The 24981-nt window shown below is 68.5% G+C and carries 28 protein-coding genes; 8 read left to right on the top strand and 20 right to left on the bottom strand.

Features of this window, described 5'->3' with window-relative positions; genetic code table 11:
- Positions 1-44 precede the first annotated feature (44 nt).
- Complete coding sequence (locus LT972_RS03760) at positions 45-1223, bottom strand: outer membrane protein assembly factor BamB family protein (RefSeq protein WP_232571865.1); 1179 nt, start codon at positions 1221-1223, stop codon at positions 45-47.
- 344 nt (positions 1224-1567) lie between these two features.
- Here LT972_RS03760 and LT972_RS03755 point away from each other — a divergent pair, with 344 nt between their 5' ends.
- On the top strand, positions 1568-1930 hold the full coding sequence (locus tag LT972_RS03755) for a helix-turn-helix domain-containing protein (RefSeq protein ID WP_232571864.1): 363 nt from the start codon (positions 1568-1570) through the stop codon (positions 1928-1930).
- Entirely contained in the window at positions 1931-2185 is a 255-nt protein-coding gene (locus LT972_RS03750) for a hypothetical protein (protein WP_232571863.1), read from the top strand.
- A gap of 172 nt (positions 2186-2357) precedes the next feature.
- Here LT972_RS03750 and LT972_RS03745 read toward each other — a convergent pair whose 3' ends face one another.
- The 3 genes from LT972_RS03745 to LT972_RS03735 all read right to left on the bottom strand — a co-directional run bounded on the left by LT972_RS03745 (position 2358) and on the right by LT972_RS03735 (position 3723).
- Positions 2358-2846: a DUF3368 domain-containing protein gene (locus tag LT972_RS03745; RefSeq protein ID WP_232571862.1), complete on the bottom strand. Its 489-nt coding sequence runs from the start codon at positions 2844-2846 to the stop codon at positions 2358-2360.
- Positions 2836-3081: a UPF0175 family protein gene (locus tag LT972_RS03740; protein ID WP_232571861.1), complete on the bottom strand. Its 246-nt coding sequence runs from the start codon at positions 3079-3081 to the stop codon at positions 2836-2838. Before LT972_RS03740 ends, LT972_RS03745 begins: the two co-directional genes overlap by 11 nt.
- A 414-nt stretch (positions 3082-3495) precedes the next feature.
- Positions 3496-3723 (bottom strand): hypothetical protein, encoded by a 228-nt coding sequence (locus LT972_RS03735; protein WP_232571860.1) that lies wholly within the window; start codon positions 3721-3723, stop codon positions 3496-3498.
- Between the two features lie 157 nt (positions 3724-3880).
- On the opposite strand from LT972_RS03735, the gene LT972_RS03730 reads away from it, so the two are divergent.
- Complete coding sequence (locus LT972_RS03730; protein WP_232571859.1) at positions 3881-4828, top strand: D-2-hydroxyacid dehydrogenase; 948 nt, start codon at positions 3881-3883, stop codon at positions 4826-4828.
- On the opposite strand, the gene LT972_RS03725 is transcribed toward LT972_RS03730, so the two are convergent.
- From LT972_RS03725 to LT972_RS03665, 13 genes are all read right to left on the bottom strand, one after another.
- On the bottom strand, positions 4825-5661 hold the full coding sequence (locus tag LT972_RS03725) for a hypothetical protein (RefSeq protein WP_232571858.1): 837 nt from the start codon (positions 5659-5661) through the stop codon (positions 4825-4827). The genes LT972_RS03730 and LT972_RS03725 overlap by 4 nt on opposite strands.
- A 44-nt stretch (positions 5662-5705) precedes the next feature.
- Positions 5706-6737, bottom strand: a complete 1032-nt coding sequence (asd, locus tag LT972_RS03720; RefSeq protein WP_232571857.1) for an aspartate-semialdehyde dehydrogenase — start codon at positions 6735-6737, stop codon at positions 5706-5708.
- Positions 6738-6786: 49 nt separating this feature from the next.
- Entirely contained in the window at positions 6787-6966 is a 180-nt protein-coding gene (locus tag LT972_RS03715) for a 30S ribosomal protein S17e (protein WP_232571856.1), read from the bottom strand.
- 400 nt (positions 6967-7366) lie between these two features.
- A complete protein-coding gene (locus LT972_RS03710; protein ID WP_232571855.1) occupies positions 7367-8350 on the bottom strand; it encodes a deoxyhypusine synthase in 984 nt (327 codons plus the stop codon).
- A 67-nt stretch (positions 8351-8417) separates the two neighbouring features.
- Positions 8418-8669, bottom strand: a complete 252-nt coding sequence (locus LT972_RS03705; RefSeq protein WP_232571854.1) for a type II toxin-antitoxin system HicA family toxin — start codon at positions 8667-8669, stop codon at positions 8418-8420.
- 3 nt (positions 8670-8672) lie between these two features.
- On the bottom strand, positions 8673-8948 hold the full coding sequence (locus LT972_RS03700) for a type II toxin-antitoxin system HicB family antitoxin (RefSeq protein ID WP_232571853.1): 276 nt from the start codon (positions 8946-8948) through the stop codon (positions 8673-8675).
- 44 nt (positions 8949-8992) lie between these two features.
- Positions 8993-9853, bottom strand: coding sequence for a hypothetical protein (locus LT972_RS03695; protein ID WP_232571852.1), 861 nt, complete (start codon positions 9851-9853; stop codon positions 8993-8995).
- A gap of 32 nt (positions 9854-9885) precedes the next feature.
- A complete protein-coding gene (locus LT972_RS03690) occupies positions 9886-10485 on the bottom strand; it encodes a DUF447 domain-containing protein (RefSeq protein WP_232571851.1) in 600 nt (199 codons plus the stop codon).
- A 38-nt stretch (positions 10486-10523) separates the two neighbouring features.
- Positions 10524-11366, bottom strand: a complete 843-nt coding sequence (locus tag LT972_RS03685; RefSeq protein ID WP_232571850.1) for a triphosphoribosyl-dephospho-CoA synthase — start codon at positions 11364-11366, stop codon at positions 10524-10526.
- A complete protein-coding gene (locus LT972_RS03680) occupies positions 11363-12094 on the bottom strand; it encodes a tRNA-dihydrouridine synthase (protein ID WP_232571849.1) in 732 nt (243 codons plus the stop codon). The genes LT972_RS03685 and LT972_RS03680 overlap by 4 nt, the downstream gene beginning before the upstream one ends.
- On the bottom strand, positions 12094-13104 hold the full coding sequence (gene cofD / locus LT972_RS03675; RefSeq protein ID WP_232571848.1) for a 2-phospho-L-lactate transferase: 1011 nt from the start codon (positions 13102-13104) through the stop codon (positions 12094-12096). Before cofD ends, LT972_RS03680 begins: the two co-directional genes overlap by 1 nt.
- 69 nt (positions 13105-13173) lie before the next feature.
- Positions 13174-13947 (bottom strand): DUF7537 family lipoprotein, encoded by a 774-nt coding sequence (locus LT972_RS03670; protein WP_232571847.1) that lies wholly within the window; start codon positions 13945-13947, stop codon positions 13174-13176.
- A 40-nt stretch (positions 13948-13987) separates the two neighbouring features.
- Positions 13988-14734 (bottom strand): DUF7537 family lipoprotein, encoded by a 747-nt coding sequence (locus LT972_RS03665; protein ID WP_232571846.1) that lies wholly within the window; start codon positions 14732-14734, stop codon positions 13988-13990.
- A gap of 82 nt (positions 14735-14816) precedes the next feature.
- Here LT972_RS03665 and LT972_RS03660 point away from each other — a divergent pair, with 82 nt between their 5' ends.
- From LT972_RS03660 to LT972_RS03645, 4 genes are all read left to right on the top strand, one after another.
- On the top strand, positions 14817-16040 hold the full coding sequence (locus LT972_RS03660; protein ID WP_232571845.1) for an HD domain-containing protein: 1224 nt from the start codon (positions 14817-14819) through the stop codon (positions 16038-16040).
- 64 nt (positions 16041-16104) lie between these two features.
- Positions 16105-17121: an amidohydrolase family protein gene (locus LT972_RS03655; protein ID WP_232571844.1), complete on the top strand. Its 1017-nt coding sequence runs from the start codon at positions 16105-16107 to the stop codon at positions 17119-17121.
- 38 nt (positions 17122-17159) lie between these two features.
- Entirely contained in the window at positions 17160-17600 is a 441-nt protein-coding gene (locus tag LT972_RS03650; protein WP_232571843.1) for a universal stress protein, read from the top strand.
- 48 nt (positions 17601-17648) lie between these two features.
- Positions 17649-19397 (top strand): acyl-CoA dehydrogenase family protein, encoded by a 1749-nt coding sequence (locus tag LT972_RS03645; protein WP_232571842.1) that lies wholly within the window; start codon positions 17649-17651, stop codon positions 19395-19397.
- On the opposite strand, the gene LT972_RS03640 is transcribed toward LT972_RS03645, so the two are convergent.
- Positions 19394-20341, bottom strand: coding sequence for a biotin--[acetyl-CoA-carboxylase] ligase (locus LT972_RS03640; protein WP_232571841.1), 948 nt, complete (start codon positions 20339-20341; stop codon positions 19394-19396). The two genes, LT972_RS03645 and LT972_RS03640, sit on opposite strands and share 4 nt — an antisense overlap.
- A 180-nt stretch (positions 20342-20521) precedes the next feature.
- Between LT972_RS03640 and LT972_RS14855 the strand changes: the two genes are divergently transcribed.
- Positions 20522-20656: a DUF7503 family protein gene (locus LT972_RS14855; protein WP_269780544.1), complete on the top strand. Its 135-nt coding sequence runs from the start codon at positions 20522-20524 to the stop codon at positions 20654-20656.
- On the opposite strand, the gene LT972_RS03635 is transcribed toward LT972_RS14855, so the two are convergent.
- Both LT972_RS03635 and LT972_RS03630 read right to left on the bottom strand, forming a co-directional pair.
- Positions 20653-22728, bottom strand: coding sequence for a hypothetical protein (locus LT972_RS03635; RefSeq protein ID WP_232571840.1), 2076 nt, complete (start codon positions 22726-22728; stop codon positions 20653-20655). The two genes, LT972_RS14855 and LT972_RS03635, sit on opposite strands and share 4 nt — an antisense overlap.
- Positions 22729-23028: 300 nt before the next feature.
- On the bottom strand, positions 23029-24858 hold the full coding sequence (locus tag LT972_RS03630) for an acetyl-CoA carboxylase biotin carboxylase subunit (RefSeq protein ID WP_232571839.1): 1830 nt from the start codon (positions 24856-24858) through the stop codon (positions 23029-23031).
- Positions 24859-24981 lie beyond the last annotated feature (123 nt).

Raw genomic sequence — 24981 nt, 5'->3', positions numbered from 1 at the left:
AAAGCGTTTCGTAGCGATGCCGACAGATAATTCGCCTACATCGCTCACCGGATCAGCGTTAGTCCCGAGTTCGTTCCGCCGCGAACCACGAACCCCTCTTCAACCGCGACGAGACCATCGATCGTCCCCAGTCCGTACTCCTCGCGTGACCAGGTCGTTCGCTGGTCGCCCGCCCCTCGGTCGTAGAGCGTGACCCCGGTGTTCGTCCGGCCAAGCGCGACCCAATCATCACCGATGACCGGACGGCCAGTAACCATCCCGGTATCCCGCTCCCAGCGTGTCTCACCGGTCGCTGCGTCGAGGACGAAACTCGTACTGCCCATACCTGCAGGGACGACCACGTCATCGCCACGGACGGCGAGACCGGAGTGAATCTTCTCGACGCCATCGAGCGACCGCGACCAGAACGTCTCCCCGCTTCGAGCGTCAATCGCGTAAACCGTTACCCGATTGTCCGCAACCCAGACCGTCCCCTCCTGAACGGAGGCCGACCCGACGATCTTCCCGAGGGAGAGATGCCACCGCTGCTCGCCGTCTAAATCGTGGGCGTAGATGTCACCAGTCCCGTTGGCGTTTCTCGTGCTGTAGACGCCCGCATCGTCGAGCGCGAGCGTGTCACCACCATCAGCACTCCACAGGCGGTCTCCGGTCCGCATGTCGATTGCAATCAGAGACGGCCCAGCAAGGAAGATGGTTTCACCACGCGACGCGACGGACGTGGCCTCTCGACTCCCGTCATCAAGACGCCAGTACCGGTCGCCAGTCCTCTGATCTAGAGCGTCCAGACGATTCAGTCCGGGGACAAAGGCGAGCCCACAAGTAATCAGTGGCACTGCCTTAGTCTGGTCGTCGAGGTCGTACTTCCAGCGCGCCCCGTCCAGTGGGGACTGGAGGTCGACCGCGATGAGTCCACTAGTCACCGGAACGTATGCTGTCCCGTTTGCGACGGTTGGGAGTGCGGCGGCGAATTGTCGGCGTCCGTTCTCGTGGATGCCCGCGAGGATATCGACAGCGTCGGCGTCGGGAGCCGGGGGAGCGGTATCAGTTTGGCCGGTGCGACCGGAATCACCCCCAGCGGTTGGCCACGTAGCGGGTGAATCGTCACAAGGGCCCTCCACAGTGGTATCGTTCTCGAAGTAGTCACGAACACCACCCATACAGCCAGCCAAACCAGCAAAAGCGGCAGCACCGGTGGTGGTCAGGAAGCGGCGTCTAGAGGGCATTGGACGAATTTGGTATAGCCAGCCATAATACTATTTGGTTAGACTAAATCATCGCTTGAAAATTGCTGGTCGCTGGGTGCCAGGCTGCAGAATACATCTTCTGTACGTAGCGATGCGTGAGCACATTTGGCTCCGATTTCAGCAATTTCGTGACGCGCGAGAGGCCAGATAGCCGTCGATTCGGGGGAGTTTCGATGTGTACGACCGCGACACTACCGGGCGAATTTCTACTAGTAGACTCGATGAGAAGGGCGGTGTTCGTATCTGGCGTAGTATCCTGTGGACTCTACCGGCACGTCGAGTACGACAGTACATTGATTACGGAAGCACACCAAGTACAACACATGCCCGTTCGAATCGAGGCGTTCGAGGCCGACGACCTCCCGAACAACCCGAGCGTCCCGGAACAGGTACTCACGTACCTCTATTCGCACCAGGATCACGCATTCACTCGTTCGGAAATCGCTACCGGAATCGACGAAGACCCGAACACGGTTGGGACAGCACTCTCTCGCCTGAAAGAACGTGAGCTCGTCCGTCACCGCGGCGAGTACTGGGCAATAACGGATGATCTCGATCGAGTGAAGGATGCGTACCGACTCCACGACGTCACTGAACGGCTCAACGAAGACGATGACGGCATTGACCCAGACGAGTGGGACGCAGTCGCGCCGGACGAACCTCACCCCAGCGAGCGGGACGAATAGATGCAGCCGGAACGAGGCGACGTTGTCCGGAGTTCCGACCCGTTCAAGCTAGGCGAGGACAGCCAGCGACCGTGGCTGATCGTCAACAATGAGTCCCACCCGTTCAACGACGAGCAGTTCCTCGCTGTCGCAGTATCGACCAAAGAGTACCGGGATTCACTTGTAATGAGTTCAGACAACTGGGACGTTGGTGTGTTCCACAGCGTTCGTTCGTTTCTCCGTGGGCAGTCCACTCACCACGGATTGAGGACCTGATTGCCTGGCAGGGTCGAGTCACGGATGCGTTTGTCGATAGCGTCGTCGACGAGATAGAGACGTATCTACGGTGATGGAATGTGCGCCCGCGACACTACCGGGCGAGAATCTACTAGTAGGCTCGGCGGACGTGGAGTCGGATACCTGTGGCAACCTATTCGCAGGAGGACGACTATCTGGCTTCGGAGAGAACCCGTTCGTAGAGGTCGTCGGAAATCCAGAATCCCGCTTCGCGGAGGGCGTCCAGTTCGTGTTTCAAGTCGATCGACCCAGTGTTCGCTCCGCGAAGGAGAATTCCGATTACGCCCGTGACGTCCAAGTCGTGTCTGCGGGCGACGCGTCGTCCGTCTCGCTCGTCGAGCAAAACGAAGTTAGCGTCCTCCTCGACGGCATAACAGATTGCCGCCGTTTCACCGAGGTCGAGTTCGTGGAAGAGCTCCACGAACAAGTCCGAGCGTTCCACCTCGACGAGGTGTAGAAATCCGTCGTCGCGCAACGCACGGAGCGCCTCCAGTCCATCCTCCCCGTCGGTAAGCTCGTCCCAGACCTGCTGTGGAACCGTAACTTCCGAGAACTGGGCTTCGAGGAGGCCGAGTCGGTCGATGAGTGCGAGGTTCAACAACGGGGACGTGTCCGAGACGACCAGCCGGCTATTCGGCATATTCGATGTCTTCTTCGAGTTCCCGTTCGCCGTAGTGGCGGGGAATCTCACGCTCGCCGAGCAGGCGCTGGAACTCCCGCTTCGACAGCCCGGCCAGGGCGCGCGCCTTCCCGAACGAGAGAACGTCACGGGCGTACAGCGAGACCGCCAACTCTCGCTTCATCGCAGACGACCGCTCCGCTTCCGGGAGCTGTAACGCCTCGTAGACGTCGTCGTCGATTTCGATCGTCGCCATGGCGGGAGATAGGCGCAGGTGATTCTTGAGTGTTTGGCTAATCCGAAACAGAACACAGCGGGCGCTGGAAGGCCTCAGTGTGCGCCCGCGACACTAACGACCGGCCTCATCCCGTGGCGGCGTGCCGCGTCGGCCGGGAAACCCTCGTGGCGGGCGGGGGAGTCCATCAGACTCCCCAATTGACGAGCCGGCGGTAGCCGGCGAGTCGGGCGCTCGCGAAGCGAGCACCGGATGACGAGACGGCGCGAGCCGTCTCTCAGTTCGCGGTGACGACGCGACCGCGGGCGCGGGCCGGCTGAGCCGACCGGATGTCGCACGCCGGGGTTCTCCGAGCGGTCATCGCGTCCGAGTGGACAGACTCGGTCGGGGACTAACGGCGCGCAACGTGCTGTTGGGGGCCGCGGAGAAAGAGGGTTACGCCCCGTCCTCGTCGGTGAGGGCGTACACTTCCTGCTTGGTCGGGCAGAGCCCGCAGACGCAGTCCGCGAGGCCCGCGTCGTCGAGTTCTTCGAGCGCGTCGCGGGCTTGGGCTTCCGAGAGGCGTCCCTCGTCGGCCACTTCCTCGGCGGAGAGCGGGCCGCAGTTGTCCAGCACGACGCGCGCGAGTTTCGCCGCGCACGAGAGAGGCTGGGACTGACTCATCGTTCGGTCGTACACGATACGACGGAAAAACCCCTCGGAAACCGGCGAGTAGGGCGCGTTCGGAGGAGAGGGGCGCTGTCGAGGCGATATGCGCCGGGAACGCGGCCGGGTTCGCGTCGCACAACGCTTACGACCGGCGGCGTCCACGTCGCAGGCGATGACCGACATCGTGGTGTTACGGAGGGGGACACACGGCCTGTCGATGGACGAGTACGCCGCGGAACTCCGCGAGCGCCTGCCCGACCGCGAGGTGGCGCTGGCGCGCACGCCGAGCGAGGAGCGCGAACTCGTCGCCGACGCGCGCGTCGTCACCGGCTGCAGCATCGACAGCGACCTGCTCGAGGCCGCCGGTGCCCTCGACCTGTTCGCCTGTGCGTACGCCGGCTACGGCCACCTGCCGATGGACGAACTCCGCGAGCGCGGCGTCGCCGTGACGAACGCCGCGGGCATCCACGCGCCGAGCATCGCCGAACAGGTGCTCGGCTATCTCCTGACATTCGCCCGCGACCTCCACGAGGGGTGGCGCCGTCAGCGGAATCGCGAGTACCGCCACTATCAGGCCCGCGAACTCGGCGGTTCCACCGCCACCGTCGTCGGGATGGGCGCCATCGGACACGCCGTCGTGGAGCGACTGCGAGGATTCGACGTGGACACCGTCGGAATCCGGTACACGCCCGAGAAGGGCGGGCCGACCGACGAAGTCGTCGGGTTCGACGACGAGGCGGTTCACGACGCGCTCGCTCGCACCGACTACCTCGTGCTCGCGACGCCGCTCACCGATGCCACCCGCGGCCTGATTGGCGAGGCCGAGTTCGACACGCTCCCGCCGGAGAGCGTGCTCGTGAACGTCGCGCGCGGCGGCGTCGTGGATACCGACGCGCTCGTCCACGCCGTCCGCAAGCAGTCGATTCGCGGCGCCGCACTCGACGTCACCGACCCCGAGCCGCTGCCCGAGGACCACCCGCTCTGGAACTTCGAGAACGTCCTGCTCACGCCGCACAACGCCGGCCACACGCCGGAACACTGGCCGCGCCTCGCTGAAATTCTCGCGACGAACGTCCGTAATCTGGACGCCGGCGAAAAACTGGAAAATCGAGTTGACTAGCCCTCGGTGTAGCCGAGCCACGCGAACAGCAGGCCGAAGACGCCGACGAAGAGCGCGACGTAGACGCCGATGCCGGTGGCGTCGCCGTCCGCCGTCCACGCGAAGTAGCCGAACCCGGCGGCGACCGCGAACGACCCGAGCGCGAACGCGTACAGCGTCTTCGCTATCAGCGGATTCCGGTCGCTCTCCGGCGGTTCGGCGTCGCTGGAGACGAGGGCGCGCTTGACGGCGCCGGCCCGCTCGACGGGAACCGTCAGGAGTCGCGGAGCCGACGAGCCCGTGCCGTCGTGGTAGCGGACGCGGAGAACGGCGATGTGCCCGAGGTCGTATCGCCGGACCGCGTCGACCCCGGCGAGCGTTCCGTCCCTGCCGCTGCCGCCGGTTCTGTCGACGGCGACCACGCCCTCGTCGGTGTCGACGTAGCCGTCGCTTCGGAGGAACGCGACGAGCGGGAGAGCGACGAACGCGACGAGCACGAGGGCGCCGAACGCCAGTTCCGACTGCACGCCGGCGGCCACGAGTGCGACGAGCAAAACTGCCCACGAGACGCTCGCCGCGAGCAGTTCCCGGGCCGGTAGGAGGTCGGTGACGGTCGGGGTCTCGCTGCCGAAGAGCGCGGCGTGGGTCGCGAGTCGACGCGCGCCGAGCAGCCCGAACGCGAGCAGGACGCCGAGAATCGCGAACTCGCCGGCGAGGAGGAAGTCGACGACGACGAAGCCGAGGGCGACGGCGAGGAAGACGAAGAGCGAGCCAATCGCGCCCGTGCCCGCCACCGCGAGCAGACGGAGGAATCGACTGGTCTCGACCGTGTACGTCCACTCGACGCGGGTCACGGGGATGTGTTCGCGAGGGCCGGGCTAAAACGCTCGGTCCGTTCTCAGAGCCAGCCCTCGCTGGCGAGCAGTTCGCCGTTGAGGACGCTCGCGCCGGCGGCGCCGCGGATAGTGTTGTGCGCGAGGCAGTTGTACTGGAGGCCGGTGTCGGTGGTCTGGATGCCGCCCGCGGCGACCGCCATGCCGTCGCCGGCCATGCGGTCGAGGCGCGGCTGCGGGCGGTCGGGCTCCTCGAACACGCGAATCAGGGGGTCGGGCGCGCTCGGCAGGTCGAGGGTCGGCGCGTCCGCGAGCGCGTCGGCGACGTCCGCGGGCGTCGGGTCGTCGTCGGTCTCCACGAACACGTTCTCGAGGTGGCCGTCGAGGGTCGGCACGCGGTTGCACGAGGCGGAGACGACGGCGTCGTGGTACTGGACTTCGGCGCCCGTGAACTCGCCGAGGAGTTTCCGGGACTCGGTCTCCATCTTCGCCTCCTCGCCGCCGATGTGGGGGACGACGTTGTCCAGAATCTCCATCGACGAGACGCCGGAGTAGCCCGCGCCGGAGACGGCCTGCAGGGTCGAGACGTGGACGCGTTCGAGGCCGAACTCGTCGATTGCGGCGAGCGTCGGCACCATCGTAATCGTCGAGCAGTTCGGGTTCTTCACGAGCGCGCCGTCCCAGCCGCGCTCGTCGCGCTGGACATCGATGAGGTCGAGGTGGTCGGCGTTCACCTCGGGGATCACGAGCGGCACGTCCTCGTCGGTTCGCGCGTTCGAGGAGTTCGAGGAGACGACGAAGCCGGCCTCGCAGAGTTCGGGTTCGACCGCGGCGCCCACGTCGGAGGGCAGCGCCGAAAAGAGGAGGTCGGTGTCGTCGGGAATCTCTTCGGGGTCGGTCGCGCGAACGGTGGTCTCGGCCACGTCCTCGGGAATCGGCGTGTCGAGACGCCACTTCGCCGCCTCGCGGTAGGAGTCGCCCGCGCTCGCGGGGCTCGCAGTCAGCACGGATACGTCGAATTCGGGGTGGCCGTCCAGCAGTTGAACGAAGCGCTGGCCGACCGCGCCAGTCGCTCCGAGTACGCCTACGCTAGTCATACCCGTCCCTCGGGACGGTACAGTGAAACCCCTTCGGGTCGTGGAAAATTTAGTTGCGCTTGTGCGTGATGTAGCCCGCGATGCGGTTGCGCACTTCCTTGGACTCGATGTTCGTCAGCTCGGTGACGGCTTTCTTGTTGTGGTCGAAGTCCTCGCGCGAGAACGCGTCCTCGTATCGCTCCATGAGGATGTTCCCGGTCTTCTTGACGTAGTCGGGCTTGATGGCCATGTTCGCGTGTTCACTCGCCGTGCGTTAAAAGGATTCGTTTCGGGAGCCGTGCCGAACAGACCGTACGCCCTCGTACATGGTCGACACGGCCTCGAAAGCCCCGGCCGTCTCGACTCCCGCGGCTCGCCGCGCGCCTCACTCGCTTCGCTCGCTCGGTGCTCGCGTCGCCGGGGTTCGCCGAGACGGCCGCCCCTTTCAGTCCCACCGCGCCAGTCGGTCAGCCGGTACCGGGCGGGACTGAAAGGGGCGAGGCTGTGGACGAAGGCGGGCGACGCAAGCACGCGACCGACGGGAGCGCGCGCAGCGAGCGCACCGAGTCCACAGCCTCGGAGCTTTCGAGGTGTCAAACTCCGCGAATCAGGTACAGAAGCGAACGAACGCTACGATAAAGAAACGAGACTTACTCGTCTTCGAACGCGCCCGCGACCAGCAGCGGCAACACGAGCGTGGCCTCGGCCTCGATTTGGGTGTAGTTCGGTTCGGCGTCGTCGTCCTTGATTTTCCCCCACGAGACCGCTTCCTCGGGCGGTGCACCCGACAGCGAGCCGTCGCCCTCCATGCCGGTGGAGATGTAGACAGCGTAGTCGGCGCCGCCGCGGAAGAGGTTCGTCATGATGGCGTGGTGTTTCGGGACGCCCGCGCCGACGGCGATGAGGCCCGTCTCGTCGGCGAGCAGGCCTTCCTCGATGAGGCTGTCGTAGTCGTCGAGAATCTCGATGCCGACGTCGGAGTCGTACCCCTGCCGGTAGTAGTAGAGGAAGTTCCCGATTTCGGCGTCCGTGAGCGCCGGACAGAAGATGGGCACGTCGTTGTCGGCGGCGTTCTTCAGGATGGAGTCCTCGTCGTCTAGGGTCTCGCCGAGTTCGCGCGCGAACGCGGTCGGGGTGCGGACCTTCTCCTCGGCGAAGAAGTCGTCGAAGAAGTCGTAGAGGTACTCTTCGAGCCACACGTACCGGTCCGAGGGGACGAAGATGTTGCCGAGGCGGTTGATTCCCTCCTCGCGGAGCGCGGCCTCGTCGACGTCCCACTCGCCCATCTTGAACGGTTTCGCGGTCTTGATGACGTCCTCGGTGAGAGAGCCGGAGGTGGTGATGATGACGTCGACGTAGTTCTCGCGGACCATGTGCGCGACGACCTCTCGGAGGCCCGAGGAGACGATGTTCGACGTGAGCGTCAGGTAGACGGTGGCGTCGTCCTCGCGCATCTCCTTCGTGATGTCGACGGCCTCGGCGAGGTGGCTGGCCTGGAAGCCGGTCGTCGCGTACGAGTCCAGCATCTCGAAGAAGTCGAACTCCCCGCGGAAGTCGTAGCCGCGAACGTCCGGCGTGTCCAGTTCCTCGTCGGACCCCGGCAGGACGTTCTCGCGCGTGTCGTCGTCGGTCATGGACACTGTTTGTGAGCGCGCGAATTTGAACGTCCCGACATCCGTCTGCGACCGCGACGCGCCGAGGCTACGCGTTCCGGTCGAGCCACGCGCAAAAGGCGTCGAAGTCGCGCGCTCCCGCGTCGTCAGCGATTGCGCGTAGCGTTCCCGTCCGGAGTTCGTCGTGTAGCGGGACCGTCACCCGTCTCGTGTCGTCCTCGTTGGTCGGGTGTTCGTAGGACAGTTGCGCGTGGTCGCCGGTCGTTCGACGCCACTCGAAGCCGGCGCAGTTGACGAGGACGCGAACTACTTCCTCGCCGGAGAACGTTCGGCGGGCCATCCGTCAGTCGAGTACGTCCGGCGGTTCCTCGTCGCCCGTGGCGTTGTCCTCGGTGTCGATGCCGACCGCGCGGAGTTCCGCTTCGGTCGGTTCACGTCCGGCGTCGCCGCGCTCAAGCGCCACGGCGTCGTCGAGGTTCGACAGCGCGGCCTCGCGGGACTCGCCCTGCGTCGTAACGCCCGTCTCGACGTCCTCCGCGAGCCACCAGTCGTCCTCTCGCCAGAGCCGAATCTCCGCGTCCCGACTGCCGTCGTCCCCGTCGCGGGTCGAACTCGCCATCGCGTCGAGGTTCGTCGTTCAATCGGTTAAACGTTCGCCGGCACCTACTCGCTGCTCGGTTCGGCGACGAACCGCACCGCCTGCTCGCGGCGGCCACCCGTCCAGTCGAGGGTGTATCGGCCGTCCACCTCGCCGTCGCTGACCGCGTTGCTCCCCGGCGCGACGCCGTTCTCGTGGACGAACTCCCACGACACCGTCTCGCCGCCGGGAATCCGGCGCGAGAACGCCTCGATTGGCGCGTACGCGGCGTCGATGTTCTCCGCGTTGAGCGCCGCGACGAACCGTGTGTCCCGGTCGCCGTCGTTCGTCACCGCGAACGACATCGGCGTCTCGCCGGGGGTCTGTTCGGCGTCCACGTTCCAGTCCAGCGACAGCGACGGCGCGGGTGCTCCGAGGCGCTCGCGGACGGACTCGCCGACCGGCCACTCGGTGCTCCCGACCGTGAGGGCGGCGTGCCGGGCGGCCCGCGTCGCGGGCAACTCGAAGACGAGCCACCCCTCCCCGCGCTCGGCGGTGTACCGGTCGTCAGTCCGGGATTCGCGCCAGAGTTGGCCGCCGGTGTCGATTCCCGGCGAGTAGATGTCGCCGCCGTACCGGAACCCGAAGTCGAGGCGGTCGGGCGGGTCGCCATCGGTCACGTCGACGCGGTAGTAGAGGTACTGGGAGCCGTCGCCGACAGTGGAAATCGAGTCGACGCCGAGCACCACCGCGCCCGGCTGGAGGCGTTCGACGCTCGCGGACAGCGAGACGTCGGCGTCCGTCACGGGTTCGGTATCGCTGGTCGTCGGCGTTTCCGACCGGGTCGGTGACTCGGTCGCGGTGTCGTCTCCGGACTGGCCGAGACAGCCCGCGAGCCCGGAGCCGAGGAGGGCGACACCCGACGCGAGGAGCGAGCGGCGGCGCATACTCGGGGTTGGCCGCCGTCCGGTAAATGCTTTCACCAGTCGCCGTCGGCGTGCTCGCGGACGCGCTCGATTGCCTCGCGCTCGCGGTCGCCGCCGCAGTTGCGCGCCACGTCCGCGAAGTACCGCAGGCGCTCGCGGAGCGTCTCGGTGTCGTAGCCGTCCACGCCGAGACGGGACGCCGCCACCGTCGTCTCCACGACGGCGTAGAAGCCGCGATTCACCGCGAACGGCGACTCGCGCACGACGTCGCTCTCGACGGGGCGGAGCGCCCAGTGTTCGAGGCGCGTGTCGCCGTCCGCCTCGCTTCCCGTCTGCTCGGCGTCGACGCGCGCCCACGCCGTCGCGCCCTCGACGACCGATTCCTCGGACTCCGAAATCGAGAGCGCGGCGTCCGCGAACACCACGGGGTCGTCGACGAACTGGACGTAGCCGCCGCCCTCGCGGTGGAAGTTCCGGCGCGTGCGCGTGTTCCCGAACGTCGTCGCCGTCGCCGGCCCGCCGTCTGCGGGCGCGTGGACGCCGAGCGCGGCGAGGTTCCAGCGGTCGTTCGGGCCGCGCGTGGCGACCACCGTCTCGGTGACGCCGCGCAGTTCGACCGGCCAGTCAGCCCGTTTGCCATCCGGGTCAGTCACGTCGTGACACCCCAGTCAGTCGCGTCGCGACACCCCAGTCAGTCACGCACCGACACCCCGCGTTCGAGCGCGACGAACAGCGCGGCCGCGGTCAGGTCCGCCGTCGTCCCCGGATTCACGCCGCGTTCCACGAGTTCGTCGGCGAACGCGCGGACGGCGTCGCGGTCGGCGGACTGGAGTTCGAGCGCGCGCTCGCGGACCTCTCGGGCAACCGCCTCGCCGTGGTTCGTGGCGACGAGCGTGTCCGGCGCTTCCGCGAGCAAGTGCAGGAAGGCGTCCGCGGCGCGGTCGACGAGCGGGCCGTCACTCGCCTCGATTTGGGCGGCGGTGCGGAACACGCGCGGGAATCCACGCGTCCACTCGCCGGCGTTCGCGTCGCGGTCCGCGCTCAGTTCCAGCACGTCCGCGAGCGTCAGCCCGCGGTCGCGGAGCGCCGGCACCGCGTTCGCGCCGCGTCGCACGTCCAACTCCGCGGCTCCCTCAGGCGGTTCTTGGACCGCGACGTCGGCGTGGTCGAATGCGCGGTAGAAGGCAGCGGCGTCCGCGACGGTCGTCGATTCGACCACGCCAGTCGCGCGCTCTCGGGTGAGGTCGCCGGTCGCCGCGGTTCGCACGAGCGGCGCGAGCAGGAGCAGACAGCCGAACTGCGTGTTCGTGCCGGCGGCGTCGGCCATCCCCGCGACCGCCGTCTCGAAGGCGTCGCCGAGCGGTTCCTCGGGGTCGGCGGCGCGTTCGAGGCCCGCGCGAGCGCCCACGGCGCCCGCGAGGAACTGTTCGAACCGGAGGTCGGCGAGGTCGCGCTCGCGGTCGACGTTCCCCGGCTTGGGGGCGCCCGCGACCTCCAGCAGGAGCGCGAGTTCGGCGCGCTCGGCGGGCGTCACAGGAACCACTCCTTCACCGCGGCATAGACGGAGCGCACGCGCTCGGGGTCCCGACTCGGACGCCCGACGCTCACCGCGTCCGCACCGTACGCGAAGTACTCGAAGACGTCCTCGCGGGTGCGGACGCCGTTGTTCGCGACGACGAACAGGTCGGTGGCCTCGGCCACGTCCCGAATCACGCGCCGGGAGTCCATCGCGTCGACGTGGATACCGGTCGCGCCGGCGCGCTCGACGGCCTTCGCGAGCGTCGGCAGGTGCACGTCCTCGACCTCGGATCGCACTTTCACGGTCACGTCGGCGCCCTCGTCGCTCGCCGCGCGGACCTGCTCGCAGAGGCGGTCGGTGTCCCGGAGCAGCGTCTCGCCGGCGCCGGCGTCGCACATCTCGTCCTGCCGGCAGTGCGCGTTCACCTCCAGCATCGCGTCGCGGTCGGCACAGACCGCCGCGACGTCCCGGAGCGGGTCGAGGCTGGTCGTGCGGACGTTCACGCCCGCCCGGAGGAACGCGTCGTCGAGTTCGCCGAGTTGGCCGTCCACGAACGCGACGGGGTCGTCGGGCAGGAACTCCTCGCGGTCTCGGTCGACCATCGCGCGAGCCGCCTCCCGCGTCGGTTCGTCGATGGCGATTCCACCGAGGAACGCGCCGCCCGCGGGGCGCGCGCAGGCTTCCGCCCACTCGGCGTCGGACTCGCCGCTGAGGCTGGCGAGCGCGACTCTGGGCGCGAACATCAGGCCACCTCCGCCGCGCCGACGCGGCTGAGTGCCTCGCGGCACGCGCGAGCGACGCGCTCGGCGTCCGCGTCGTCGGTCATCTCGGTGTCAGTGCGGACGACCGGTCGGTCGAGGTCGGTGCCGTCGGCGTCGTCGAGGACGAACGCGTCCGCGAACGGATAGGCGTCCGCGACGCCCGCCGTGGACGCCTCGTAGCCGGTGGCTTCCATCAGTTTCGCGGCGGGGCCGGAGAACACCTCGTCCTCCACGAACGGCGAGACGGCGACCACCGTCGCGTCGGCGAGCGCGTCCCGAATCCCGTCGAGCGCGAGCATCGGCCCGATGCTCGTCACGGGGTTCGACGGCCCGACGATTACCGGGCCGTCTCGTATCGCCTCGACCGCGGCGGGGGCGGCGGTCGCGTCGTCGGCGCCCCGGAACTCCACGTCCACGACCTCCGGGTCGCCGCCCTCCGCCACCCAGAACTCCTGGAAGTGGCGTTCCCCGTCGGGCGAGTGAACGATACTCGCGACGGGGTCGTCGCTCATCGGCACGAGGTCGACGTCGAGGTCGAAGGCCTCGGCGAGCAGGCGGGTGACCTCGGTGAGCGTCTTCCCCTCGTCGAGGAGGCCGGTGCGGAGCGTGTGGACCGCGCGGTCGCGGTCGCCGAGGTACATGAACTCCGCCGCGCCCGAGAACCGCCGCCAGCGAGCGAGGCGGCGGCCCGCGGTCTGCTGTTCGTCGTCGAGATACCGGGGTTCGGGGTCGATGCCCGCGCGCTCGGCGAGGTCCCCGAGGTAGTCGTGGGTCGTGGACTCGTCGCCAGCGATACCCCACCACGTCTCCCGGTCCAAGACGTCGCCGCCCTCGAACAGCACGGTGTCGACGTCCGGACAGACGAGCAGGCCGCCGAGCTCCACGTCGTCGCCGGTGTTGCCGACGACCGTGGTGTCGGCCGGGTCGAAGACCTCGCGGCCGCCCGCGAGCAGTTTCGGGGTGCCGGTCCCCCCGGCGAGGAACGTCGTCATACGCCGTACTCGGGGGGCGGCGCGGTAAACCCTTGTGTCACCGGACGGCGCCGGGGGAAAAGGGCGAAGTCAGGAGGAACTGGACGTGTTCGCTCGCGCGTCGTCTATCCACGCCGGCGGTTCGACGGTCGTCTCGCCGAGCGCCGAGAACCGCTGTGTCACGGCGAGGCGCTGTTCGGTCCCGCGGAACGACACCGTGATGTCGTAGCCCGCGCGCGTCACGAGTCCGTCCTCGCGGACGTGCATCGTCGCGGACGCCGACCGGAAATTCGACTCGTTGAGCCCCCGGAACGCCGTCGCGGACGCGTTCACGGCGTCAGTTCCCTCGGCCTCGTAGACGTGGACCGTCTCGCCGTTTTCCGTGGTCGTGCCCGCGTACGCGAAGTCGAACAGCGTGACGTAGGACGCGACGGTACCGCGGCCGTACTGGCTCGCCGACCCCATCCGGCCGGACGCGTCCACGTACTCCGTCTCGTTCCCGGTCTGGTAGCGCTGGTAGGCGGTGCCGTTCCCGAACGCGAACCCGTCGACGGTGCGTTGGCTCGTTGCCGTACTCGTGGCCACCGCGCCCGAGGAGAGGTCACCGCGAGCCACCGAACTGGTCTCGGTCGTCGTGTTCTGTACCGTCTGCGTCCCGTTCGACGTGACCGTGTACGACCCGGCGTCTTCGAGCGCCGCGAGGTGGGCGTCGGCCACCGCGCTCGCGTTCAGCGGCGTCTCGTACAGCGGGTCGCCGCTCTCGTCGCCGGGCGCCGTCGTCGCGCCGTCGCCGCCACCGCCGGCCGCACAGCCGGCGACGAGGACGAGCGCGACCACGGCGAGTGTGGCGAACTGTCGTCGCATACGGCGGCTTGGCACAGCGCCGGGAAAACCCCTCCGGACGTCACGCAGTCGCGTTCCGCGCGGTCGGAATCCAGGCCGGCGGCGAGAGGTCGGTCTCGCCCAGATTCGAGTACGTCCGCGTCACCGACACCGAGGTCGTGCCGCCGGTATCGTCCACCGTGAACGCGTAACTCGCGCGTTTCACGACGCCGCTCTCGCCGATTTCGAGGGTCGCTCGCGCCGACTCGACGGTCACGTCGTCTCTGGACAGCCACCCGTCCGACGGGGCGAGCGACGACGGCCCCTCGGCCTCGTAGACGTGGACCGTCTCGCCGTCCGCAGTGGTCGTGCCCACGTACGCGAAGTCGAACAGGTCGAGGGGCACTCGGACGCCCTCGCCGACCCAGTTCGACGCGCCGTCGACTGCGTTCGCGGCGTCGTCGTAGAACACCTCGCCGTCGTCCACGCGCCGCTCGTAGGCCGTGCCGTTCCCGAACCGGTACATCTGGAACGGGGAGTCGCCGCTCCGCGAGGTGACGTACACCGCGCCGGTGTCGAGGTCGCCGCGGAACACCAACACCTGCGAGGGGGACTCGCCGTAGGAGTTGTTCGTCTCGAACGTGAACGTCCCGGCGTCCCGCACGGCGTCGACGTGCGCGTCCACGACCGCGTCCGTGTCCAGGGGCGTCTCGTACAGCGGGTCCGAGTTCGCGTCGGTCGCGTCGCCGCCACCGCTGCCGCCGAGGGCGGTACAGCCGGCGACGAGGAGGAGGGCTGCCACGGCGAGCGTGGCGGACTGTCGTCGCATACCGCTTCGTGGGGCGCGAGCGACGAAATAACCCCGGGACGCGTCCGCGGGTTTTTACGCGAGAACGACGAACCGCGGCCCAATGACCACCATCAAGGACAGCGTCCACGACCACATCGAGGTCGAGGGCGTCGCGGCGGACTTACTGGACACACCACCGGTCCAGCGACTCCGCCGCATCACGCAGTTGGGGACCGTGAGCCTCGTCTACCCGTCGGCCAACCACACGCGCTTCGAGCACTCCCTGGGCGTCTACCACCTCGCCGACCGCGCGCTCGACCACCTCGACATCGGCGGAAAGCGCGCCGAGCGCGTGCGCGCCGCCGCCGTCCTCCACGACGTGGGACACTCGCCGTTCAGCCACAACGTCGAGGGCGTCGTGGAGCGCCACACCGGGAAGCGACACGACGACGTGGACGGACTGCTCGCCGAGGGCCGCGTCGCTCGCGTCCTCGACGACCACGACCTCGACCCCGCGAACATCGCGTCGCTCGTCGCCGGCGACGGCGAACTCGCGCAACTGGTGGCGGGCGAACTGGACGTCGACCGGATGGACTACCTGGTGCGGGACGCCCACCACACCGGCGTTCCCTACGGCACCATCGACCACGAGCGCCTGCTTCGCGCGCTCACGTTCATCGACGGTGAACTGGTGCTCGACGAGGGGAACGTCCAGACCGCCGAGAGCCTCCTGCTGGCGCGCGCGCTGATGAACCCCACCGTCTACAGCCACCACGTCGCGCGCATCTCGAAGTCGATGCTCCGCCGGGCGACCGAACGCCTACTGGACACCACGGAGATGACCGCCGAACAACTCCGGCGGATGGACGACCACGAACTGTCTGTGGCGCTCCGGTCCCACGACGAGACGGCCGAGACGGGGACGCGACTCGCGGAACGCGACCTGTTCAAGCGCGCCGTGTGGGCCGAGATGGGCGACGTCGACGACGACGTGGTGGGCGCCGACCACGACGCGGTCCGCGAGTTCGAGCGCGACATCGCGGCAGACGCCGGCGTCGAACCCGAGCACGTCGTCCTCGACGTGCGCGGCGAGCCGTCGATGCGGGAGTCGACGACGGGCGTGCTCGTCGGCGGCGAGGTCCGGCGGCTGGACGAGCAGTCGACGCTCGTGAACGCCCTGCAGGTCGCCCAGCGCGAGCAGTGGCGCCTCGGCGTCTACGCGCCCGCCGACGGCGTCGAGAGCGTCGGGAAGGCGACCGAGCGCGTGCTCGGCCTGGAGACGGAGGGCGCGCTCGTGACGGAAGTGAACACGCCCGGCCGGTACGCCTCACTCGACGACTTCTGAGCCGGCGCGGCCGCCGACGGAGCGGTCGGGCAAGGTTCACGGTGGCCGAGTGTCTGGCCTCGGTATGGAACTCTCCGGCACCGTCCTCTGGGGCGACGAGTACGAGCCCGTACAGGGAACGCTCGTCGTCGAGGACGGCGAAATCGTGCGGTTGGACGAGGAGTACGTGGAGTCCGAGGACATCGTGTTGCCGGCGTTCGTGAACGCGCACACCCACATCGGGGACTCGATAGCGAAGGAGGCCGGGCGCGGTCTCACGCTCGAAGAACTGGTGGCGCCGCCGGATGGTCTGAAACACCGCCTGCTCCGGGAGGCCGACCGCGAGGAATTGGTCGAGGGGATGGCGCGCTCGCTGTCGTTCATGCAGTCCACGGGCACCGCGGCGACACTCGAATTCCGAGAGGGCGGCGTGGCGGGTGTCCACGCGCTCCGAGAGGCCGCCGAGGCCGCCGACGTGGACGTGTTCGCGTTCGGCCGGGACGACCCGGACGTCGTCGACGTGGCCGACGGCTTCGGCGCGAGCGGCGCGGCCGACGGCGAGTTCGGGAAGGAGCGCAACGCCGCGCGGGAGGCCGGCAAGCCCTTCGCCATCCACGCGGGCGAGGTGGACGCCTCGGACATCAACCCCGCGCTGGACCTCGACCCGGACCTGCTCGTCCACATGGTCCACGCCGAGGAACTGCACTTGGACCGCGTCGAAGACAAGGAGATTCCGGTGGCGGTGTGCCCGCGGTCGAACCTCGTGACCGACGTCGGCCTGCCGCCGGTCCGCGACCTCCTCGACCGGACGTCGGTGGCGCTCGGGACGGACAACGTGATGACGAACAGCCCGTCGATGTTCCGGGAGATGGAGTTCGTCTCGAAGTGCTGTGACGTCGAGGCGCCCGAGGTGCTGCGGATGGCGACGCGGGCGGGCGCCGAGGTGGTCGGCGCGAACTACGGCACAATCGAGGCCGGCCGGGAGGCCCGACTGCTCGTGTTGGACGGCGACTCGGACAACCTCGCGGGCGTCCGCGACCCGGTGCGGGCGGCGGTGCGGCGGGCCGGCGCGAGCGACGTGAAACGCGTCGTTTCTCCCTGAACACTTAACCCACGGCCCTGCGAACGCTAGCACGACACATGGGTCGCTACGAGCACATCCTCGTGCCGACCGACGGCTCCGACGCGACGCGGGAGGCCGTCGAGCACGCCGTCGACCTGGCAGCCGAGCACGACGCCACGATTCACGCGCTGTACGTCGTGAACTCCGCGAGCTTCGCGGGGCTCCCGATGGACTCGTCGTGGGAGAGCGTCGCGTCGATGCTCAACGAGGAGGGCGCGAGCGCGCTCGACGACGTGGAGACGCTGGCCGACGAACACGGGGTGGCCGTCGAGCGCGCGCTCGTGGACGGCAACCCGAGCCGCGAAATCGTGCGGTACGCCGAGGAGGAGGGCTGTGACCTCGTCGTGATGGGGACACACGGGCGGGGCGGCATCGACCGCCTGCTGTTGGGGAGCGTCGCGGAGAAGGTGGTGCGGTCGTCGTCGGTGCCGGTGTTGACGGTGCGCGTCGACGCCTGACCGGTCGGCGGGCGAACATTCAAGCCACGTCGCGTGACAACGCTCACCATGAGCAGACTGTCGTACGGCGACCTCGACCGGGGTCGCCACTGCAACTACTGGACGTGGGACCCGACGCTCCGCCGGCACGCGCGACGCCACCGCGACGACTGGGCGTGGGTCGACGACCGGCTGACCGAGTGGGGCGAACTCGTCGGCGAGGAAATCGCGGACAACGCCGACCTCGCGAACCGGCACGCGCCCGAACGCCACACCTACGACCGTCGGGGCGACGTGCAGAACCGCGTCGAGTACCACCCCGCCCAACGAGAGAACGACCGGCTGACCTACGAGTTCGGCGTCGTCGCCGACGCCTTCGACGCACCCGAGAACCGAGACGACGCGCCGGGACTCGCGTACTCGCTGCTCGCGCAGGCCGTGCTCGCGTACACCGACATCGGATTCGCGTGCCCCGTCTCGATGACCGCGGGCGCGGCGCTCGTGCTCGACAACTACGGCGAGGACAGCGTCCACGCCGACGTGCTCGCGGACTACTTCGACCGCCTCACGGCGCGCGAGCACGACGACCACGTCGAGGGCGCGATGTTCCTCACCGAGAAGCAGGGCGGGAGCGACGTGGGGCGAAACGAGACGACGGCGGTCGAGGCCGGAGACGGCACCTACCGGGTCTCGGGCGAGAAGTGGTTCTGCTCGAACGTCGACGCCGAGGGGACGCTCGTGCTCGCCCGGCGAGCGGGCGCGCCCGAGGGCGTGGACGGCCTCTCGCTGTTCCTCGTGCCCCACACGAAACCTGACGGGAGCCTCAACGACCAGACGTACCGCCGCCTGAAGGACAAACTCGGCACGCGCTCGGTGCCCACGGGCGAGGTCGAACTGGCGGGCGCGACCGGCTACCTCGTCGGGGAACCGGAGAACGGCTTCCGGCAGATGACCACGATGCTGAACTTCGAGCGCGTCGCGAACGCCGCGGGCGCCGTCGGCGTCACGGGGCGCGCGCTCCTCGAAGCGAAGATCCACGCCGCGAACCGCGAGGCGTTCGGGCGCGCGCTCGACGAACACCCACTGATGCGACGGGACCTCGCGGAGTGGACGGTGCGCTACGAGGGGATGGTCGCCGTCACGCTCGCCGCGGCCCACGCCCTCGACGCCGCCGAATCGGGCGACGAGGACGCCTACGCGCTGATGCGCGCGCTCGTCCCCATCGCGAAGTACCGGACCGGACGGCTCTCGGTGGACGCCACCTCCTACGCGATGGAGATTCGGGGCGGCGACGGCTACGTCGCGGACTACGTCACCCACCGGTTGCTCCGGGACGCGCAAGTCCTCCCCATCTGGGAGGGGCCGTCGAACGTGCTCGCGCTCGACCTCCTGCGGGCGCTCGACCGCGAGAACGCCGCCGAACCCCTGCTCGCGCGCATTGACGAACACCTCGACTCGGCCGACGACGACCGACTCGCGGAGACGGTCGAGACGGTTCGAGAGGAGCGCGACGGCCTCCGTGACGCGCTGTTCGCGCTCGCCGGCGCGGACCGCGAGCGCGCCCAACACGAGGCGAAGGCGCTCGCGGACTACGCCTACGACGTGTTCGCGGCGAGCAGTCTGCTCGCGCTCGCGGCCGACCGGCTCGAAGCGGGCGACGCGAGAGAAGCAGTCGTCGCCGAGGCGTTCGTCGCAGACGCGTTCGGGAGCGACCGGCCCGACCCCGAGAACGCGCTGGCACTCGAACACTTCGACGCGATATCGCGGTACGCGGCCCTCGACCCTGCGGAACTCGGCGACGCGCCGACCGCCGACTAAGTCGTTCTGAGGTGCTGGCAGTCGCCGGCGTGGACGACGCGCTCGCCGTCCTCGGTGTCGACCACGAGCGCGCCGTACTCGGTCACGTCCACGGCATCCCCCTCGATGTCGCCGTCTGTCGTCTCGACGCGCACGCGCTCTCCGAGCGTCGCCGCGCGCTCCCGCCACGCGTCGACGATGCCCGCGGGGTCGCTTCTGAGTTCGTCGAACCGTTCGAGGACGCGCTGGACGAACGCGCGCCGCGGCACGTCGCCGACCTCCGCGCGCACGCTCGTCGCGTCTCCCGCCAGTTCGTCGGGGTCGACGTCGACGTTCGCGCCGATTCCCACGACCACCCACGACACCCTGCTGGCTTCGCCCTCCATCTCCGTGAGCACACCACAGAGTTTCGCGCCGCCGCGCCCGGAGTCGTCGCCCGCGTCGGGCACGATTACGTCGTTCGGCCACTTGATGGCGGCGTCCACGCCGGCCTCGCGCGCGGCGTCGGTGACGGCGACCGCCGCGGCGAGCGTGAGAAGCGGGACGCGAGCCGGCGGCACGTCGGGGCGCAACACGAGACTCATCCAGACGCCGCCCGACGGCGACGACCACTCGCGCCCGCGGCGCCCCCTCCCGCCCGTCTGTCGGTCCGCGATGACGGCCACGTCGCTGGCGCCATCGGCGGCGAGTTCGCGGGCGCGGTCGTTCGTACTCGGGAGCGCGTCGTGGTACTCCACGTCGAAGTCGGCGTCCAACTCGAAGGCCACGGCGGCGCCGCCGTAGTCGGGGACGCCGGTGAGCGTGTAGCCGTCGTCGACGCTCTGAACGTCGAAGCCGTCGTCGCGGAGCGCTTCGACGTGCTTCCAGACGGCCGCTCGGGAGACCCCGAGGCTGTCGGCGAGGTCCGGGCCGGTGACCGGGCCGTCCGCGAGCGCGGCGAGGACGGCGCGTCGCGTCTCGTTCATCGGTCGGTCGTTCCGCGCGCACCGGCAAAAGGGTCGTCATCCCGGTCGCCCCGTTGCCTTCACCGAGATTCCGGCTCAAGTTACTAGAACCTGTTATTCAATACACAATTGTTACGGATATTTTTTATCGGTTATCTTCGAATAGATTCAATATGTATGCCGAGTTACGTGTGAGTGTCGATGTCAGATAGCAAGTTCACGCAGTTCCTGTCGGACCACCCGCGAATGATCGGCGCGCTGTTCACGATGCTCGTCTTCCTGTCGACGACGGGCGCAGCGGCCGCGAGCAACACGTCGACGATTTCCGGCCCCTAGTCGAGCAGGCCTTCCAGAAGTTCGTCACTCCAGACGAGTTCGCCGTCCATCATCACCGGCACCACGCCGCGGTTGAAGAATTCTCGCAGTTCGGTCGTCGACAGTCGGAACGTATCGGCCAGCCCGGAGTTCAGGTAGCGAACCGTGTTCTCGGCGACGTTCGGCGTCAACAGCGACCCGATGGACGACCGGGACGTCGGATAGCCGTGAATCGAGAGCTCGTACTCACCGTCGACGCGCTCCAACTCGGTCGATATCGGCGTCCCCGTCGCGTGCTGGACCAACTGGAGCGTGCCGTCGCCGATGGTGATGTACTGGTTCCCGAACAGCGTCACGTTCCGCGCCACCGACAACCCCGCCTGCAGCGTGAACCCGCTGTTCAGCAGGCGGGAGAGCGCGCGCCCGATGCGCACCGCCGGGTCGTTGCTGACGTTCGCGAGCGTCACGATGCCGCCGAGGCTCCCGCGCTCGACGAGCGCCTCGCCCTGCTCGTAGGACCGACACGCGTTCAGGAGGAACGCGTCCACGTTCACCTCGGAGAGCGTGCGCGCGTCGAACATCCCGTCCGAGCACTGGAACCCGTCGTCGTCCACGTGCCCGATGTAATGCAGGAAGTCGGTGTCCGACTGCAGCACCTCTGCGAGTTCCTCGCCGGAGAGTTCGTAGTGGACGTCGATGTCGAACTCGAAGAGGTCCCGCGTCCCGTAGAACTCCGCGACGATGTCCTCCTGGCTCATCTCGGGTTCGTTGCAGACGACGTCGATGCCGATGTGTTCGCGCTCCCGCGTCGGCCGGTCGAGTCGCCGCCGGTAGGACTCGATGTCGGTCTTGCTCGCGCCGAGCGGGAACCCCGCCCCGATCCACGCGTGCTCGATTGCCGCCGTCTCCCGTGGTTTCACGACCTCGTCGCCGACCGCGTCGGCGTCCGTCGCGCTCCGCGCGAGTGACTCCGCCGACCGGTAGAACGCCGCGAGTTCGTCGGGTTCGGCGTGGACTGTCGGCTCCTCGTCCGGGCTCGGAATCCGCACCGCGCCGAGTTCGTTCGCGACGAACGGCACCGACTCGACGTGCTCGGGTTCCGGCGCGAAGTCCGCGGTGAGTTTCCAGCGCGGCCAGTGCGGTTCCGTGACCTCGTAGGGGACGTCGAGGTACGCCCGCAACTGGTCGGCAAGCGACGCGTCGTACAGCGCCGCCGGGTCGAACGTCAAGTCGTCGGCGACGGCGTCGCGCTCCGCGAGCGTCACCGGGTAGAGACCCTCGGTGCGGGTCACGCAGTCGAGGAAGAAGACGTGTTTCAGGAGCGTGTTCACCTCCGATTCGAACCCGCGGTCGGTGTCGAGGTCGTACCGGAAGTCGCCAGCGACGAGCGTGCGACCGTCCCCCGGCACGACGTCCGCGCCGAGGTAGTACGCCAGCGAACTCACGCGATAGAGGTCGCCGTAGTCGCGTGGAATCTCGATGGTCACGTCGGTCTCGGGTTTCGTGATGCCGTCGGGGACGCGGAAGGCGTCGCCGCGTTCGACGAGCGGCGGGTGGCCGCGGAGCGTCGGGAACGACCGCTCGCAGGACGTGGTCTTGAGCGCGGACCCGGCGTAGGAGACCGCGCGCATCGCGTCCTCGATGCCGTCGCCGACGGTGATGGTGCCCGCTGGCGACTCGTGGAGCGACCGCGCCCCCAGAGACACCGCCGTCGCGGACGGGAACTCGACGTGCGTCGACGTCTCGGAGCGCCGGATGGAGACCGCGCCGTCGACGACGGCCTGGAGTTTCATCGCGCCGATGTCGATGTTCAGCGAGTACCACTTCGGCGGGTACTCGACGCGCTGTTGGTTCGTCGACTCGCCGACGAGGCTGCCGTCGTCGGTGCGGAGAATGACGTCGGCCAACTGGGGCACCTCCAGTTCCGCGACGTCGACGGTGACGGCGGCGTCGACGGGGAACACGAACTGGTCGGGGTCGGCCGGCTTCGGGTCGACGACGGCGTCCGTGTACAGTTCGAACTGCGCGTTCTCGATGGGGTCGCGGATGCGGATTCCCGGCGGGTCGGCGAGCGGCGCGAACTCGACGTTCATCGCGACACCGCCTCCCGGCGCCGGTCGGTGGGCGCTGTTCGCCCGCGGCCCACGACCGCCGGACCGGATTCCGGTCGCTGGGGCGGCGTGGCGGTGAGCGGTCGCGGGCGGCGGGTGGTGGCGTGCATGGCGAGCGGGGCGGTTCCGGTTACCGTGGCGAGGTCGCCGACGTGGTTAATCCTCTCGGTGTGCCGTCCGGCGTTCTGCCGTCGGTCCGACCGGCGCGGGCCGGCGCGTCGACACGACACCCCCGTCATCGTGTCACACACGAAACCGCGTTACAATAAAAATTCGGAGACGTCAGTCGATGACGACCAGCACGTCACCCATGTCGACGCTGTCGTCCTCGCTGACAGCCACCTGGGTCACCGTGCCGCCGCGGGACGCCACCACGTCGTTTTCCATCTTCATCGCCTCCAGCACGACGAGCACGTCGCCCGCCGCGACCTCGTCGCCCTCTTCGACCTGCACGTCGAGGATGGTGCCCTGCATCTCGGATTCGACGACCTCGCCGTCGCCCTCGACGGTCGTCTCGCTCCCGCCGTCGTCGCCGCCCGCGGGCTCGGGGCGCTGGCCGCCGCTCTCGCCGCCACTCGTCGCGAGTTGGGCGGCGCCGCGCTCTTCGAGGTTGACCTCGAAGCGCTTCCCGTTGACTTCGACCGTGAAGTCCCGTTCCACGACGTCCTCGTCGCCCCCGGAGGAATCGGACGCGGTGCCCCACTTCTCCTGGGCCTCCTCGATGCGGTCGGTGTCGAGGTGCTCGTCGAGGTACTTCGTCGTGTGCGTGCCCGCGACGAAGGCGTCGTCCTCGAGCATCAGCCGGTGGAACGGGACGATGGTCGGGATGCCCTCGATGTCGTACTCGGCGAGCGCGCGCTGGGAGCGCGCGATGCACTCCTCGCGGTCGCTCCCGTGGACGATGAGTTTCGCCACCATCGAGTCGTAGTCGGTGACGAGGTCGTCGCCCTGCCGGAGCGCGTCGTCCATCCGCACGCCGATGCCGCCCGGCGGGTCGTACGTCTCCAGTTTGCCGCCCGTGGCCGGCGCGAAGTCGTCCGCGGCGTTCTCGGCGTTGATGCGGAACTCCATCGCGTGGCCTTCGAGGTCCACGTCGTCCTGCGAGAATCCGAGTTCGTCGTCGGCCGCCACTCGGAGTTGCCACTTCACGATGTCGATGCCCGTGAGTTCCTCGGTGACGGTGTGCTCGACCTGAATCCGGGTGTTCACCTCGAGGAAGTAGAAGTTCGCCTCCGGCCCGAGGAGTTCGCCGTCCTCGCGCTCGGGGTCTTCCTCGACGAGGAACTCGAAGGTGCCGGCGTTGTAGTAGCCGGCCTCGTCGGCGCCGCGGCGCGCGGCCTCACCGATTTCCTCGCGGAGTTCGTCGGTGAGCGCCGGGCTCGGCCCCTCCTCGATGACCTTCTGGTGGCGGCGCTGGAGCGAGCAGTCGCGCTCGCCGAGGTGCCGGACGTTGCCGTGGTGGTCGGCGACAATCTGGACCTCGATGTGGCGGGGGTTCTCGAGGTAGCGCTCGAGGTAGACGTTCGCGTTGTCGAAGTACGCCTCGCCCTCGCGCTGGGCGGACTCGAGTTGCTCCTCGGCCTCCTCGGGGTCGCGGACGATTTTCATCCCGCGACCGCCGCCGCCGCCCTCGGCCTTGATGGCGATGGGGTAGCCGTGCTCTTCGCCGAACTCGTGGACCTCCTCGACGGACTCGCAGGGGTCCGTGGTGCCGGGGACGATGGGGACGTCGGCCTCCCGCATCGTCTTCCGGGCCTTCGTCTTCTCGCCGAGTTGCTCCATCGAGTCCGCCGACGGGCCGACCCACTTCACGCCCTCGGCGTCTTCGACTTTCCCCGCGAACTCCGCGTTCTCGGCGAGGAAGCCGTATCCGGGGTGGATGGCGTCCGCGTCGGCCTGCTGGGCGGCGTCGATGATGGCCTCGTGGTCGAGGTAGGAGTCGGCCGCGCGCGCCGGCCCGACGTTGTACGCTTCGTCCGCGTACCGGACGTGTCCGGAGTGTTTGTCCGCGTCACTGTAGACGGCGACGGTGTCGATGCCGAGTTCCTCGCACGCTCGCATCACGCGAACGGCGATTTCGCCGCGGTTCGCGACGAGCACCTTCTCGAACATTCTTGAGGACTCATTCTTGGGTCGCCCTACTCATACCTTCGGTTCGGAGTCGTCTACCCGGGCGGGCCGTCGACGTTGACGAACTTGCGCCACAGAAACAGTTCGCGGACGGCGAACCGCGGT

Source organism: Halobacterium litoreum, from assembly GCF_021233415.1.
In the GTDB taxonomy this organism is placed as follows: Archaea; Halobacteriota; Halobacteria; order Halobacteriales; family Halobacteriaceae; genus Halobacterium; species Halobacterium litoreum.
The sequence above is the reverse complement of the archived record's forward strand: the minus strand, read 5'-3'. Positions and strand labels throughout refer to the sequence as shown.